Raw genomic sequence first — 15,019 nt, forward strand, 5'->3', positions numbered from 1 at the left:
ATTCAGTTTCAGTTAAGTTGCAGGGCGTACGGTGGCCGGCGTAGGAAAACATCCTGTAACGGAGACTTATCATGAAGCGCCTTACCGCGCTGGCCGCCGCCGGTATCATCGCCCTCACGGCGACCCAGGCCCGAGCCGTGGACCCCGACAAACCACTGAAAGTGCCGGCCACTGTTACTATTGTCGCTTTCGATCAACTGGAAGCCACGGCCCTGGCCCTGCACCCCGGTTCGACATTGCTGGACACCGACCTGGACGAGGCCTACGGCAAGTACGTGTATGAGGTCGAGTTGGAGGATGCCCACGGCATCGAATGGGACGTTGAATTGGACGCGCTCACCGGGCAGGTCCTCAAGAATCATCAGGATACGTAATGAAGGTAAATTTACGCGTCGGCAGTCGAGTGGCGCTGGTGCTCTTGGCATTCTGCTCCAGCCTGGCGGCCCGCGACCTCAACCAGGATGAAGCCTTGGCGCTGCGCCAGCAGGGGGTGATCCTGCCACTTGAGCAATTGTTGCAGCAGGCCATGGCGCGTTACCCCGGCTCGCGCCTGCTGGAGGCCGAGTTGGAGAAGAAACACGGCCAATATGCCTATGAAGTGGAACTGGTGACCACCGAAGGGGTGGTGCGCGAAATCAAGCTGGACGCACGCACCGGTGTGCTGATCAAAGACGAGGAAGACTGATGCGCCTGCTGCTGGTGGAAGACAACGTACCCTTGGCCGATGAACTGATGGCTGGCCTGCAGCGCCAGGGCTATGCGGTCGATTGGCTGGCCGATGGGCGCGATGCCGTGTATCAGGGCCGCAGCGAGCCCTACGACCTGATCATCCTCGACCTCGGCCTGCCGGGCCTGCCTGGGCTTGAGGTACTGGCCCAATGGCGAGCCGCCGCGTTGGCCGTTCCGGTACTGATTCTCACCGCCCGCGACTCCTGGGCCGAGCGCATCGAAGGGCTCAAGGCCGGCGCCGACGATTACCTGGCCAAACCCTTTCACCCCGAAGAGCTGCACCTGCGCATCCAGGCGCTGTTGCGCCGTTCCCACGGCCAGGCGAACCAACCGACGTTGCAGGCGGCCGGCCTGCATCTGGACGAAGGTCGCCAATGCGTGCTGCGTGATGGCGATGAGATCCAGCTGACCGCCGCCGAATTCCGCCTGTTGCGCTATTTCATGCTGCACCCCGAACAGATCCTGTCGAAAAGCCATCTGGCCGAGCACCTGTACGACGGTGAGACCGAACGCGACTCCAATGTGCTGGAAGTTCACGTCAACCATCTGCGTCGCAAATTGGGCCGCAGCGTGATCGAGACCCGGCGCGGCCAGGGTTACCGGTTTGGCGCCAGCCCTGCATGAGGTCGATCCAGCGGCGCCTGAGCCTGGGGCTGATCAGCGTGATGGTGATCGTCGGCGTGGTGCTGGCCCAGACCAGCCTGTGGTTGTTCGAGGCCGGCTTGCAGCGCTACCTGGAAGCCGGTTTGCGCAACGACGCCGAGAACCTGCTGGTGGCGCTGGTGCGTGGGCCGAACGGCGTGCAGCTGGATGAGCAACGCCTGTCGCCAGCCTATCAACGGCCTTTTTCCGGGCATTACTTCCGCATTGATTTCGCCGACGTCCACTGGCGCTCCCGCTCATTGTGGGACCAGGAACTGCCGCGCCTGCCCGAGGCGGGGCTGAAGGGCAACCTGCAACTCGGCCCGGAAGGCCAGCAACTGCTGGTGCTGCGTGCGGACTACAAGCGGTTTGGCCAATCGATTTCCATCAGCGTGGCCCAGGACTACACCCCGGTGCGCGAAAGCTTCCGGCTGATGCGCCAGATCGGCCTGGTGCTGGGCCTGGCAGCGCTGCTGCTGGTGCTGATCCTGCAACGGGTGACCGTGCGCCGCGCCTTGCGCCCGCTGGAAACCGCGCGCAACCAGATTGCCCAGCTGCAACAGGGGCAACGCTCGCAACTCGATACCCAGGTGCCCCTGGAACTGGAGCCGCTGGTGGCGCAGATCAACCACCTGCTGGCGCACACCGAAGACAGCCTCAAGCGTTCGCGCAATGCCCTGGGCAACCTCGGCCACGCCCTCAAGACGCCCTTGGCGGTGCTGTTGAGCGCGGCATCGAGCGAGACGCTCAAGCAACATCCTGAGCTGAGCAAACTGCTGCGTGATCAGTTGGAGCAGGTACAGCAACGCCTCAACCGCGAACTCAATCGCGCCCGCCTGGCCGGGGAAACCTTGCCCGGCGCGTTGTTCGACTGTGATAAAGAACTGCCCGGCCTGCTTGCCACCCTGACCATGATCCACGGCGAACACCTGGACCTGAGCTACCGCGCCGCGCCCGGCCTGCAACTGCCCTGGGACCGCGAAGATCTATTGGAGCTGCTCGGCAACCTGTTGGATAACGCCTGCAAATGGGCGGATGCCGACGTGCGCCTGAGCGTCACCGAGACTGAGCACCATTACCTGCTGGCGGTGGAAGATGACGGCCCCGGCATTCCTGAAAGCCAGCGAGACCAGGTGTTCAGCCGTGGCGCACGCCTGGACGAACAGATCGATGGCCATGGCCTGGGGCTGGGGATCGTGCGGGACATTGTCGAAGTGTGGGGCGGGGTGTTGCAGTTGCAGGCGTCTGAACTGGGCGGCCTGAAAGTGTTGATCGAACTGCCCTGTGGGAGGGGGCTTGCCGCCGATGGCGGTATTCCAGTCAAAAAACAGATTGGCTGATACACCGCAATCGGGGGCAAGCCCCCTCCCACATTGGATAGCCTTGCATTTTCAGACGCGGAACTGATCCATCAACCCCTGCTGCTGATTCGCCAGGCTGTTCAACGCCTGGCTCACCCGCGCCGATTCGTTGGCCTGCTCGGACAGTGACTCGGTCACATCGCGAATGGTCGCCACGTTGCTGTTGATCTCCTCGGCCACCGCGCTTTGCTCTTCGGCGGCGCTGGCGATCTGCAGGTTCATGTCGCTGATCACCGTTACCGCATCGCCGATCTGGCGCAGGGCGGTCACCGCCTGTCCGACCTGTTCGACGCTGCCCTGGGCCTGGCGGTAGCTGTTGCCCATGGCGCCGACCACGTCGGTGGTGCCGCTTTGCAGGTGCTCGATGACCAGGCGGGTTTCTTCCACCGATTCCTGGGTCCGTCGCGCCAGGTTGCGCACTTCATCGGCCACTACCGCAAAGCCACGCCCGGCTTCACCGGCGCGGGCTGCTTCGATGGCGGCGTTGAGCGCCAACAGGTTGGTCTGCTCGGCAATGCCGCGGATCACTTCCAGCACCGAGCCGATTTTTTCACTGTTGGCCGCCAAACCTTCGACCTGGGACATGGCCGTGCTCATGTCTGCCGCCAACTCCCCGATGTTGCGGGTGGTTTGATCGATCACGGTGAGGCCGTCGCGGGTGGCCTGGTCGGCATCGCGTGCGGCCTGGGCCGCTTGCGCCGCACTGCGGGCCACGTCCTGGGCGGTGGCGCTCATTTCGTGGGAGGCGGTGGCCACCTGGTCGACCTGGCGGTACTGCTGCTCCATGCCGGCGCTGGTTTCAGTGGCAATTGCGGCGGACTGGTCGGCGGTGCCACGGGCGTCCTGCACCGAGCGTTTGACCTCGGCGATGATCGGTTGCAGCTTGTCGAGGAAGCGATTGAACCATCCAGCCAATTGGCCCAGCTCGTCCTGTTTGTCGTAGGCCAGGCGCCGGGTCAGGTCGCCTTCGCCGCTGGCGATGTCTTCGAGCATGTGCGCCACGCCGAGGATCGGCCGGGTCACGCTACGTGCCATCAACCACACCAGGATCAAGCCGACCACGGCGGCCAGCAGGCCCAGGCTCAGCTCCAGCAGGGTGCCCTTGGCATTGTCGGCATCCAGTCGGGTTTTCAGCGCTTCGGCGGGGGCCACCAGGACCTTCTCCGGCACATCCAGCAGCACGCCCCACGGCTTGCCGTCCGGGATCGGTGCGAACGGCGCGAGCACCTTGAGCTGGTGATCGGTGCGCAGGCTGCGGATCTGCGAGCTGCCGGCCAGGGCGCTGATCAACTGTGCGCCGCTGGCGGTGTCGACCTGGTCCAGGCGCTGGCTGAGTTTGCTGGCGTCGGGGCTGTAGCCGGCGAGCAAACCGGTCGGGCTGAGGATGCTGACCTGGGTCTGGCCGTCATACAGCTTGTGGCTGGCCTGCTGGCTCACGGCCTGCAGGCTGTTGAGGTTGATGTCCACCGACAGCGAGGCGATGACTTTGCCGTTGGCCATCAACGGGAAGACAATGCTGGTCATCAGCACGTTTTGCCCGTTGATCGTGTAGAAGTACGGTTCGATCACACATGGCTTGAGCGTGGTGCGCGGGCAGGTGAACCAGGCATTGGCCTTTTCGCCGCTGGGGCCGACGCGGGTGTCGGACATGTCGCTTTCCGGCAGTGCCATTGACTCCAGCTTGCCGGGTGTCGGCTGCGACCAGTACAGGGCGAAGCGCCCCTTGTCGTTACTGCCCAACTCTGCCTGGCCGGCGAACAGCTCATCCTTGCCGTCCAGCGCATTGGCTTCGAACACCAGGGACAGACCGAGCAGATCCGGGTTGGCCTGCAACGCGGCCTTGACCTGGCGGGTCAGGTCTTCGCGGGTGTCGAAGGCGTCGAGAAAGCGCTTCTCGGCCTGCTCGCGCAGGAACAGTACCTGGCGGGAAAAACCATGGCCGTACTGATAGGCGTCCATGAACTGGCGACGGATGCCCAGCGCCTGCACCTCACCCTGGGCTTCGATGCGCGCCTGGGCGGCTTCATCCAGCATCTGCATGCTCGAGGCCTTGACCTGCTGCGAGCTCTGCGCCATGCGATACAGCGACAGACCCACCAGCAGGGTCACGATTCCCAGCAGGCACAAGCCAGCGAGCAGGGTGATTTTCCATTGAATGGAGAGCTGCCTGAGCGACATCGGTACATCCTTACCTGAAAACACAGAGAGCCCCTGTATCGGCGGTTTCAGGTTTTTCTTTATTCAAACGATCGATTTAAACCTGAAAGCGGCGCCGTTTTTTGACATGCGCGCCCGCCTGCTGCAAAGTGCGCGCCCTCTAATAAGACCTCCTTCAAGCCTGCACGCCGGTTGCCACCCAATGGCCGTCCGGGCGCGGGCATGCCTGTTTTTTTATGTTTTTTGCTTGAGGTAACCATGATTAACGCAGTCATTGCCGCGGTCGGTACCATGCTGGTGCTCAGCCTGTCCCGCGTGCATGTGGTCATCGCCATCATCCTCGGCGCCCTGGTGGGCGGCCTGACCGGTGGCCTGGGGATCGAGGCCACGCTCAAGGCCTTCAATGGCGGCTTGGGTGGAGGGGCGACGGTGGCGTTGTCCTACGCCTTGCTCGGCGCTTTCGCCGTGGCGATTGCCAAGTCCGGCCTGGCTCACGCGCTGGCCGACAAGGCCCTGCTGCTGGTGGACCGCCAGGAAGCCAGCGGTGGCAGCCACGTCAAATGGCTGCTGATCGGCCTGCTCTGGGTGGTGGCGATTGCCTCGCAGAACATCCTGCCGATCCACATCGCGTTCATTCCATTGCTGGTGCCGCCGCTGCTGTACGTGCTGACCAAGCTGCAACTGGACCGCCGCCTCATCGCCTGCGTGATGACCTTCGGCCTGATCACGCCGTACATGTTCCTGCCGGTAGGCTTCGGCAATATCTTCCTCAACCAGATCCTGCTGGCCAACGTGGCCAAGAGCGGCGTGGACATCAGCCAGGTCAACGTCACTCACGCCATGAGCCTGCCAGCGCTGGGCATGGTCGTCGGCCTGCTGGTGGCGGTGTTCATCAGCTACCGCAAGAAACGCGTGTACGACCTGGAGAAGATCGAGCGGGTCGAGCAGGTGGCGGTGCAGTACAACCCACTGACCCTGCTGGTAGCCGGACTGGCGATTGCCTCGGCGTTCATCATTCAGCTGTGGCTGGACTCGATGATCATTGGCGCCCTGGCCGGGTTCCTGATCTTCTCGGTGTCGGGCATCGTGCGCTGGCGCGACACCGACGACCTGTTCACCGAAGGCATGAAGATGATGGCGATGATCGGCTTCATCATGATCGCCGCCTCGGGCTTTGCCGAAGTGCTCAAGGCCACCGGCGATGTGCGTTCGCTGGTGGAAACCTCGGCAGCCTTCATCGGCCATAGCCGTGGGGTAGGGGCGTTGTTGATGCTGCTGGTGGGGCTGTTGGTGACCATGGGCATCGGCTCGTCGTTTTCCACCGTGCCGATCCTCGCGGCGATCTTTGTGCCGCTGTGCGTGCAACTGGGCTTCAGCCCCATGGCCATCGTGTGCATCGTCGGCACGGCCGGCGCCTTGGGTGATGCCGGATCGCCGGCCTCGGACTCGACCCTGGGGCCCACCTCCGGCCTGAACATCGACGGCCAGCATCACCACATCTGGGACACCGTGGTGCCGACCTTTCTGCACTACAACCTCCCGTTGCTGGCATTCGGCTGGCTGGCTGCCATGACCCTCTGACCGCAGCGTGCTTACTACAGAAACTTCCTACGCGGCCGTTAACCTCTCAAGTCGCCACTAATAAGAGAGAAAACTCATGCGTCTGAGCCTCAAGGCCAAAGTCCTGTCCCTCGCCGTAGTGCCGGTGCTGTTGTTTGCCGTGGTCATCAGCCTGACCACCGTATGGATCCTGCAGGGTCAGGCGCGCAATGAGGTGCAAGAGACCCGCCAGCGCCTGCTCAACGACGCCAAGGCCACCCTGCAAAGCTACGTCGAAGTGGCCATGACTACCATCAAGCCGCTCTACGACGCGGCAGCCCCCGGTGATACCGCGGCGCGCGCCGAGGTGGTCAAGCTGCTGTCCAACACCAGTTACGGCAAGGACGGCTACTTCTTCGGCTATGACTCCGAGACCATCCGCCTGTTCAAGGGCAACAGCCCCGACGGCGTGGGCAAGAGCTTCAAGGACAACCGCGACCCCAACGGGGTGTACGTCAACCGCGACCTGGTCAAGGTGGGCAAGGACGGCACCCATTACCTGCAATACAGCTCGACCCAACCGGGCCAGACCGAACTGGTGCCCAAGATGGGCTACACCGAATACCTGCCCAAGTGGGACATGGTCATCGGTACCTCGGTGAACCTGGACGGCATCGAAGCCCGGGTGGCGGTGGTCGAGGCCAAGGTCGAGAAACGCATGGAAGGCGTGCTGCTGAGCATCCTCGGCGTGGCCGTGGTGGTGCTGCTGGTGATCGCCGCCGTGGGCATGCTGCTGGCCAATACCATCCTGCGTCCGCTGCACCTGATGAAAGCCAACCTCGACGATATCGCGGCCGGTGAAGGCGACCTGACCCGCCGCCTGGCCATCACCAGCCAGGACGAGCTGGGCGATCTTGCGGGCGCGTTCAACCGGTTTGTCGACAAGATCCACGGCCTGGTGCGCCAGATCACCGAGATGACAGGCCAACTCACCGGCCTGGTCAGCCAGGTGTCCGAGCAGGCCCAGCGCTCCGAACAGGCCATGGAGCGCCAGCGCCATGAGACCGACCAGGTTGCCACGGCGATCAACCAGATGTCCTCGGCCGCCCAGGAAGTGGCGCGCAGTGCCCAGGGCGCGTCGGTCGCGGCCCAGCAGACCGACGCCGAAGGCCAGGCCGCCAAGCGCGTGGTGGACGGCAGCATCGCGCAGATCCATGCGCTGGTGAACGACATCCGCAGCAGCGGCGTGTCCCTCGACAGCCTGCAGCAGGACGTGGCCTCCATCGTCAGTGTGCTCAGCGTGATCCGCTCCATCGCCGAACAGACCAACCTGCTCGCGCTCAACGCCGCGATTGAAGCCGCGCGGGCCGGGGAGGCCGGCCGTGGGTTTGCGGTGGTGGCCGACGAAGTGCGCGCCCTGGCCAGCCGTACCCAGACCAGCACCCAGGAAATCCAGGGCATGATCGACCGCCTGCAAAAAGGCACCGAAGCCGCGGTGGACGCCATGCGCCGATCCAGCGACGCTGGCGACGGCACCTCGGCCCAGGCCAACCAAGCCGGCGCGTCCCTGGACACCATGGCGCAGTTGATCGGCACCATCAATTCGATGAACGCCCAGATCGCCAGCGCCGCCGAAGAGCAGACTGCCGTCGCCGAAGAGATCAACCGCAGCGTGCATCAGATTGCCGTGGCGGTGGACAGCGTGGCCGACGAGACCCAGCTGGGCGCCCAGACCTCCCGCAGCCTCGCGGACCTGGGCCAGCGCCTGGGGCAGCTGGTCGGCCAGTTCAGGATCTAGCGCTGAGGGGCTGGGCGGCGATGCGCTAGAGGTCGCGCATCAGCAAGCCGAAGCGCAGGTCCATCGCCGCCGGAAGTGGCAGGTACACTGTGTGCCCATCTCCCGGCGCGACCTCGATGGCGTCGCCGTTGGCGTTGTGCAGGGTGGCCAGGTCGAAGTGGAAGTTGCCGGCGGGGGTCATCAATTCCAGGTGATTGCCCACGGCGAAGCGGTTCTTCACCTTGACCTCGGCCAGTTCGCCCCGGCGCTCGCCGGTCAGTTCGCCAACGAACTGCTGGCGCTCCGACACCGAGCTGCCGTTCTGGTAGTTCTGGTACTCATCGTGCACATGTCGGCGCAGGAACCCTTCGGTGTAGCCACGCTGGGCCAGGGATTCGAGGTTGCTCATCAGGCTGCGGTCGAAGGCACGACCGGCCACCGCATCGTCGATGGCCTGGCGATACACCTGGGTGGTGCGCGCGCAATAGAAGTGCGACTTGGTGCGGCCCTCGATCTTCAGCGAGTGCACGCCCATGTGGGTCAGGCGCTCCACGTGCTGCACCGCGCGCAGGTCCTTGGCGTTCATGATGTAGGTGCCGTGTTCGTCTTCGAAGGCCGGCATCTGTTCATCGGGGCGGTTGGCTTCCTGCAACAGAAACACCTGGTCGGTCGGTGCGCCAATGCCCAGGGTCGGCTCGCAGTGCTGGACGATATCGCCGGTGGCGTTTTCCACCGCCGGGGTCGCCTGGTATTTCCAGCGACACGCATTGGTGCAGGTGCCCTGGTTGGCATCACGCTTGTTCATGTAGCCCGCGAGCAGGCAGCGCCCGGAATAGGCCATGCACAGGGCGCCGTGCACAAACACTTCCAGCTCCATGGCCGGCACCTGTTGGCGGATTTCATCGATTTCTTCCAGGGACAACTCCCGCGACAGGATCACCCGGCAGATCCCTTGCTGCTGCCAGAACTCGACGCTGGCCCAGTTCACCGTATTGGCCTGCACCGACAGGTGGATGGGCATCTGCGGGAAGTGCCGGCGCACCAGCATGATCAGCCCGGGATCAGACATGATCAGCGCATCCGGGCCCATGGCGATCACCGGGGCGAGGTCCTTGAGGAAGGTCTTCAACTTGGCGTTGTGCGGCGCAATGTTCACCACCACGTAGAAACGCTTGCCCAGGGCATGGGCTTCCTGGATGCCGAGGGCCAGGTTGGCGTGGTCGAACTCGTTGTTGCGTACCCGCAGGCTGTAGCGCGGTTGGCCGGCATACACCGCATCGGCGCCATAGGCGAAGGCGTAGCGCATGTTTTTCAGGGTGCCGGCAGGGGCGAGCAGTTCGGGGGCGAGGATGGGAGGCATGGGCACGGGTCGCAAAAGGTCGCGAAGGTAGCCGAGCGGCGAGGGCGGTTCATTGATCCAGATCGTGCTTTGCGCATTTTTGTATCGCTGTGTATCGACGGGGGCTGTGGATACGTATCGATTTATCCGCACGGTTTTCCGACACAGGCGCGATACCTCATCCGGTCTTAATGGGCTTCCCGTATCCATAAGGTGATCACCATGCTCTTCGTCGCATTCCTGGGCGGCATCCTGACCGTCCTCAGCCCTTGCATCCTGCCGGTGGTGCCGTTTCTGTTCGCCGGTGTCGACCGCAGTCGTCGTTCGATCCTGTTGACCCTCGGCGGCATGGTGCTGACCTTCGCGCTGGTTTCCAGCCTGGCGGTGGTCAGCTCGGAGTGGGTGATACAGGCCAATAACACCGGCCGCCATGTGGCGCTGATCGTCATGGGGCTGTTTGCGCTGTCGCTGATCTCGGCGCGGTTCGGTGGCTGGCTGGCGCGGCCGTTCGTGTTGTTGGGCAACCGTATCGATCCTGACAGCCGTGCGCTGTCCGGTCCGCTCAAGTCGCTCATGATCGGTGTCGCCACAGGCCTGCTGTGGGCACCGTGCGCCGGGCCGATCCTGGGTGTGATCCTGACCGGTGCGATGCTGCAAGGCGCCAATGCGCAGACCAGTCTGTTGCTGCTGGCCTACGGGCTGGGTAGTGCGCTGTCCCTGGGCACCCTGATCGTTGCCGGGCGCGGCCTGGTCAATCGACTCAAGGCCTCCATTCCGCTGACCGGTTGGCTGCGCCGTGGGGCTGGGGTAGCGGTACTGGCCGCGGCCGTGGTGATTTCTACCGGTGCTGACAAGACCCTGCTCGCCGGCACCTCGTCCGAAGGCGTCAGCCGCCTGGAAAAAGGGCTGCTGGAAAACGTGCCCAAGGTGGTGGATTACGTGGTGAGCAAGGTCAAGGCCGACCCGCAGGACAATGCACGGGGCGCCATGCCGTCGCTGGGCGGCGCGGTCGAGTGGCTCAATTCACCTGAACTGACCCGCGAATCCTTGAAAGGCAAGGTGGTGCTGGTGGATTTCTGGACCTACGACTGCATCAACTGCCAGCACACCCTGCCGTACGTGAAGGCCTGGGCGAAAAAGTACGCGCAGGACGGCCTGGTAGTGATCGGCGTGCATACCCCGGAATACGGCTACGAGCGCATCATCGGCAACGTCAAGGAGCAGGTGCGCAAGTTGGGTATTACGTACCCGGTGGCGATCGACAACAACTACGCGATCTGGCGCCGCTTCGATAACCAGTACTGGCCCGCCCATTACCTGATCGACGCCAACGGGCAGGTGCGCGACACGCATTTTGGTGAAGGCCGGTACGAGGCCCAGGAGCAGATGATCCAGACGTTGTTGAATGAGGCCAAGGCCACGCAGTGATAGGGTCTACGCTTGTTCGATAACCAACGGCACTCCCAGGAATCGCTGCGGACTAAGCAACAGGGCCTATACCGGCCCTGTGCTTTTCTGACATGGACCGGACATGAATCAAACCAACCTGCAATTCAAGACCCTGCTGTTGTTGCTGGGCCTGGTGACCGTCGCGTTTATCTGGATATTGCTGCCGTTCTACGGCGCCGTGTTCTGGGCGGTGATCCTCGGCATCATCTTTGCCCCGATGCAGCGCCGCCTGCAGCAGCGCTTTGGCTGGAACCGCAATTTCACTTCCCTGGCGACCTTGAGCGCCTGCCTGGTCATCGCGATCCTGCCGGTGATCATCACCAGTGCCTTGCTGGTGCAAGAGGGGGCGACGCTCTACAAGAACATCGAGAGCGGCAAGCTGGACGTGGCCGGGTATATCGAGCAGTTCAAGAACGTGTTGCCGCCGTACTTCCAGCACCTGCTGGACCGCTTCGGCATGGGCAACCTGGAGGCCCTGCGCGAGAAAATCGTCAAGAGCGCGATGCAGGGCAGCCAGTTCTTTGCGACCCAGGCGTTCAGCTTCGGCCAGGGCACGTTTGATTTCCTGGTGAGCTTTTTCATCATGCTGTACTTGCTGTTCTTCCTGCTGCGCGATGGCCCGGAGCTGGTGCGCAAGGTGCGCACGGCGGTGCCACTGGCCGAGCCGCAGAAGCGGCGGTTGCAGCTCAAGTTCAACCGGGTGGTGCGCGCCACGGTCAAGGGCAATGTGCTGGTGGCGGTAACCCAGGGTGCGCTGGGCGGGCTGATTTTCTGGTTCCTGGACATTCCCAGTGCGTTGCTCTGGGCGGTGCTGATGGCGTTTCTGTCGTTGCTGCCGGCCGTGGGCGCCGGGATTGTGTGGGGCCCGGTGGCCGTTTACTTCCTGCTGAGCGGTGCGATCTGGCAGGGCGTGGTGCTGGGGCTGTTCGGCGTGTTTGTGATCGGCTTGGTGGACAATGTGCTGCGCCCGATCCTGGTGGGCAAGGACACCAAGATGCCGGACTACCTGATCCTGATCTCGACCCTGGGCGGTCTGTCGGTGTTTGGCCTCAATGGTTTTGTGATCGGGCCGCTGGTGGCGGCGCTGTTCATGTCCAGCTGGGCGTTGTTTGTGGAGAGCAAGCCGCGAGTCAAACTGCCATTGCCCTGACCTCAGGCGTGGAGCCTGAAGTTCGATACGTGTTGCAGTTGTTTTTCGGCATCCGACAGGGATGTCAGTGGGCCGCTGATGGCTTCACCATCGCGTACCAGGTACCAGCAGGCGAGAAGACCCGACTTGCGAAGCGGGGCGGGGACGGCGCTGCCGATGACGGACATGATTTGTACAGTGGGCATAAAGACCTCCAATCGCTATGGGGGTCACTTTACGGGGCGGGCTGGCGCAGGAAAAATCACCCGTCTCGATAGTCGACATCGACGCGAGGCGTCAGTCCACGACCTGATCGAGCATGTTCACCACTTCCTGCTCACTGAGCAGCCCCTTGCGCACCAGGTTTTCCGCGAGCAACGCGAGGAACTTGGCGCTGCGGTGGCCTTCCAGGTGCTTGAGTTCCGTGAGGGCGCTGTAGACCTTGCTCGACGTACAGAGGCCGGCGGCGCGGTGCGGGTTTTGCGTGGGCATGATCAGTCGTCCTTGTTGTTATGGGTGGACAGTCTCGATAGTGGGAGTGTTTCGTGACACAAACATGACAGCGCAAGGCCTGTTCGGGCAAGTAGACATTGGTGTTGATGATGTGCGATTGCGCGCAGGGCATTGTCCTCAGAGCGACCTTGACGCCATGAATCCGGACTTTCCAGGCAAAAAAAGGCCCCGCAATCACGCGAGGCCTGTTTCCGACGATGCGGTTACCAGCCGCGACCGTAGTAACCGTGGGGAGGGCCGTAGTAGCCGCGTGGTGGCCCGTAATAGCCACGCGGTGGGCCGTAATAGACCGGCGCCGGGCGGTAGTAAACCTGTTGCTGCACATACACCGGCGGTGGCGGTGCGTAATAAACCGGCGGCGGAGCGGCATATACCGGCTGCGGTTGCACATACACCGGCTGCTGCACATAGACCTCACGCGGTTGGCTGGCAACCACGGAGCCCACGACTGCAGCGCCGACTAAAGCACCCAATACAGCCGGGCCACCCCAACCACCACCGTGGGCGGAGGCTTGGCCTGCCATCGCGAGTGCGCCAACCAGCAAGGCGATCTTGGGGATTGTACGAATCATGGTCATTCCTCGGTTAGCCCCAGCGCTTGTGGTCTGCAATCAATAGACTCAAGTAATGTCGCGGGGATACTTTTAAGACAACGTATTTCTGAAAAACAGCACAGCCGCTAGGTAAAGGTTGTGTAAGGTCTGTACCGATTTGCTTACTCAAAGGAGTTACCCATGCAGATGCACCCAAACAAGGACACCCAACTGTGCATGTCGCTATCGGCACGCCCCGGGAATTTCGGCCTGCGTTTTCATAACCATCTGTACGAACAGCTGGGCCTGAACTTCTACTATAAAGCCTTCAGCAGCCGGGATTTGCCCGGCGCGATCGGTGGTATCCGGGCGCTGGGGGTACGCGGTTGCGGGGTTTCCATGCCGTTCAAGGAAGCCGCCATTGCCTTGGTGGACGAGCTCGACGATTCGGTTCAAGCCATCGACTCCCTGAACACCATCGTCAACACCGATGGGCACCTCAAGGCCTACAACACCGACTACATCGCCATCGAACAGTTACTCAAGAAGCACGCGGTGCCAAAGGACTCGACCTTCGCCCTGCGTGGCAGCGGCGGCATGGCCAAGGCCGTGGCCAGTGCCTTGCGCGATGGTGGCTACGCCAAGGGCGTGATCGTGGCGCGCAACGAGACTGCGGGCCGGGCGCTGGCGCAGAACCTGGGGTACGAATGGCAGGCCGAGTTGGGAGAACTGCGCCCGCAGATGCTGATCAACGTGACGCCCATCGGCATGGCGGGAGGGCCTGAGGCAGATGCGTTGGCCTTCGATGCCGAAGCGGTGGATGTTGCCGAGACGATCTTCGATGTGGTGGCGATCCCCGCTGAAACGCCGTTGATCGTGCGTGGACGTGCCAAGGGTAAACGCGTGATTACCGGGCTCGAAGTGATTGCGATCCAGGCGCTTGAGCAGTTTGTGCTCTATACCGGGGTGCGACCGACGCCGGAGCAGTTCGCCAAAGCCGTGGCGTTCGCCCGAACCTGAAGAACCCTGAATATCATATGTGGGAGGGGGCTTGCCCCCGATAGCGGTAGCTCAACAATGAAATTATTGACTGGCACACCGTCATCGGGGGCAAGCCCCCTCCCACATTTTTTCCGCGTTACAGCGGTTCCAATTTGGCCAGCCGTTCTTCCAACAGTGCAATCCGCGCTTCGAGTTCTTCGATGCGTTCGACAGACACGCCACCGACACCCCCGCGCTCCATCGGATTGCCTCGCGCCGCGATAATCGCCTCGATATCCTGCGGATCGCCCAATGCATGGGTATAACGATCTTCGCGCTGGCCGGCCTGGCGCGGCACCAGCAACGCCAGTCCCCGCGCAATCAGGCGTTCCAGCTGATGCACGACCTGCTCGGCGTCTTCGAAGTCGTGCATGCGCCCGCTGCGCGTCAGCAGTTCATTGACGGTCTGCGGCCCGCGTAGAAACAGCAGCCCGGTCAGGATCACCTGGGCCGGCACCAGTTCCAGCGCCTTGTCCACGCGGTGTTCCCAGCGGTCGGCGCGACTACCCATCACCAGGCGGGTGAAACCCTGGCCTTCGAGCACGCGCAGGCTCTGGCCGACCTGGCCCTGGCTGAGGTTCATGACCGGCTCGCGACTGGTCTTCTGGTTGCAGGCCAGGACCAGGGCGTTGAGGGTCAGGGGGTAGGTTTCCGGGTTGGTCGCCTGTTTTTCGATGAGGCAGCCCAGGATGCGGATTTCCGTGCTGTTCAGGCGCGGCTCAGGGGTGTCGGTGTCGTGCTCGGCGGTCATCGCGCGTTCCCTATGCAGTGGAGGTCCTTAGCCTAATCCTGAAAAATTAAAAGACAAGC

General features: G+C 62.9%; 15 protein-coding genes and 2 pseudogenes. 10 read left to right on the plus strand and 7 right to left on the minus strand.

Annotated features, from left to right (window positions below; genetic code table 11):
• Positions 1-71 precede the first annotated feature (71 nt).
• From BMX59_RS25395 to BMX59_RS25410, 4 genes are read left to right on the plus strand one after another with little or no spacing between them, the layout of a single operon-like run.
• Positions 72-374, plus strand: a complete 303-nt coding sequence (locus tag BMX59_RS25395) for a PepSY domain-containing protein (protein ID WP_058425612.1) — start codon at positions 72-74, stop codon at positions 372-374.
• The gene (locus BMX59_RS25400) at positions 374-685 is read left to right on the plus strand and encodes a PepSY domain-containing protein (RefSeq protein ID WP_071489688.1); all 312 of its coding nucleotides are present in this window, start codon (positions 374-376) and stop codon (positions 683-685) included. The genes BMX59_RS25395 and BMX59_RS25400 overlap by 1 nt, the downstream gene beginning before the upstream one ends.
• Positions 685-1,353 (plus strand): response regulator transcription factor, encoded by a 669-nt coding sequence (locus BMX59_RS25405; RefSeq protein WP_071489687.1) that lies wholly within the window; start codon positions 685-687, stop codon positions 1,351-1,353. Before BMX59_RS25400 ends, BMX59_RS25405 begins: the two co-directional genes overlap by 1 nt.
• Positions 1,350-2,711, plus strand: a complete 1,362-nt coding sequence (locus BMX59_RS25410; protein WP_092249640.1) for a sensor histidine kinase — start codon at positions 1,350-1,352, stop codon at positions 2,709-2,711. The genes BMX59_RS25405 and BMX59_RS25410 overlap by 4 nt, the downstream gene beginning before the upstream one ends.
• 51 nt (positions 2,712-2,762) lie before the next feature.
• Here BMX59_RS25410 and BMX59_RS31215 read toward each other — a convergent pair whose 3' ends face one another.
• Complete coding sequence (locus tag BMX59_RS31215; protein WP_371914392.1) at positions 2,763-3,518, minus strand: methyl-accepting chemotaxis protein; 756 nt, start codon at positions 3,516-3,518, stop codon at positions 2,763-2,765.
• Between the two features lie 102 nt (positions 3,519-3,620).
• A pseudogene (locus BMX59_RS31220) lies at positions 3,621-4,910 on the minus strand (HAMP domain-containing protein); the annotation flags it as partial.
• 240 nt (positions 4,911-5,150) lie between these two features.
• Between BMX59_RS31220 and BMX59_RS25420 the strand changes: the two are divergent.
• The 3 genes and pseudogenes from BMX59_RS25420 (at position 5,151) to BMX59_RS31230 (ending at position 8,226) form a co-directional block, all read left to right on the plus strand.
• Positions 5,151-6,470, plus strand: coding sequence for a Na+/H+ antiporter family protein (locus BMX59_RS25420; protein ID WP_170856121.1), 1,320 nt, complete (start codon positions 5,151-5,153; stop codon positions 6,468-6,470).
• Between the two features lie 76 nt (positions 6,471-6,546).
• Positions 6,547-7,368, plus strand: a pseudogene (locus tag BMX59_RS31225) (cache domain-containing protein); the annotation flags it as partial.
• Positions 7,369-7,470: 102 nt separating this feature from the next.
• Positions 7,471-8,226 carry a methyl-accepting chemotaxis protein gene (locus BMX59_RS31230; RefSeq protein ID WP_371322051.1) on the plus strand — a complete coding sequence of 252 codons (756 nt, stop codon included), beginning with the start codon at positions 7,471-7,473 and terminating at the stop codon, positions 8,224-8,226.
• 25 nt (positions 8,227-8,251) lie between these two features.
• Here BMX59_RS31230 and yegQ read toward each other — a convergent pair whose 3' ends face one another.
• Positions 8,252-9,565, minus strand: a complete 1,314-nt coding sequence (yegQ, locus tag BMX59_RS25430; RefSeq protein WP_093127162.1) for a prephenate-dependent tRNA uridine(34) hydroxylase TrhP — start codon at positions 9,563-9,565, stop codon at positions 8,252-8,254.
• A gap of 201 nt (positions 9,566-9,766) precedes the next feature.
• Between yegQ and BMX59_RS25435 the strand changes: the two genes are divergently transcribed.
• Complete coding sequence (locus BMX59_RS25435; RefSeq protein WP_092249653.1) at positions 9,767-10,972, plus strand: cytochrome c biogenesis protein DipZ; 1,206 nt, start codon at positions 9,767-9,769, stop codon at positions 10,970-10,972.
• A gap of 103 nt (positions 10,973-11,075) precedes the next feature.
• Positions 11,076-12,143 (plus strand): AI-2E family transporter, encoded by a 1,068-nt coding sequence (locus tag BMX59_RS25440; protein WP_093127166.1) that lies wholly within the window; start codon positions 11,076-11,078, stop codon positions 12,141-12,143.
• Positions 12,144-12,145: 2 nt separating this feature from the next.
• On the opposite strand, the gene BMX59_RS25445 is transcribed toward BMX59_RS25440, so the two are convergent.
• The 3 genes from BMX59_RS25445 to BMX59_RS25455 all read right to left on the minus strand — a co-directional run bounded on the left by BMX59_RS25445 (position 12,146) and on the right by BMX59_RS25455 (position 13,213).
• Positions 12,146-12,328, minus strand: a complete 183-nt coding sequence (locus BMX59_RS25445) for a hypothetical protein (protein WP_071489679.1) — start codon at positions 12,326-12,328, stop codon at positions 12,146-12,148.
• 91 nt (positions 12,329-12,419) lie between these two features.
• The gene (locus BMX59_RS25450; protein WP_071489678.1) at positions 12,420-12,614 is read right to left on the minus strand and encodes a hypothetical protein; all 195 of its coding nucleotides are present in this window, start codon (positions 12,612-12,614) and stop codon (positions 12,420-12,422) included.
• Positions 12,615-12,838: 224 nt separating this feature from the next.
• On the minus strand, positions 12,839-13,213 hold the full coding sequence (locus tag BMX59_RS25455; RefSeq protein WP_016980060.1) for a hypothetical protein: 375 nt from the start codon (positions 13,211-13,213) through the stop codon (positions 12,839-12,841).
• Between the two features lie 156 nt (positions 13,214-13,369).
• Between BMX59_RS25455 and BMX59_RS25460 the strand changes: the two genes are divergently transcribed.
• Positions 13,370-14,188 (plus strand): shikimate 5-dehydrogenase, encoded by an 819-nt coding sequence (locus BMX59_RS25460; RefSeq protein WP_092249658.1) that lies wholly within the window; start codon positions 13,370-13,372, stop codon positions 14,186-14,188.
• Between the two features lie 118 nt (positions 14,189-14,306).
• Here the strand turns inward: BMX59_RS25460 and BMX59_RS25465 are convergent, their stop codons facing one another.
• Positions 14,307-14,960 (minus strand): YceH family protein, encoded by a 654-nt coding sequence (locus BMX59_RS25465; protein WP_093127170.1) that lies wholly within the window; start codon positions 14,958-14,960, stop codon positions 14,307-14,309.
• Positions 14,961-15,019 lie beyond the last annotated feature (59 nt).

It is taken from the genome of Pseudomonas sp. NFR09, from assembly GCF_900111535.1.
GTDB classification, from domain to species: Bacteria; Pseudomonadota; Gammaproteobacteria; order Pseudomonadales; family Pseudomonadaceae; genus Aquipseudomonas; species Aquipseudomonas extremorientalis.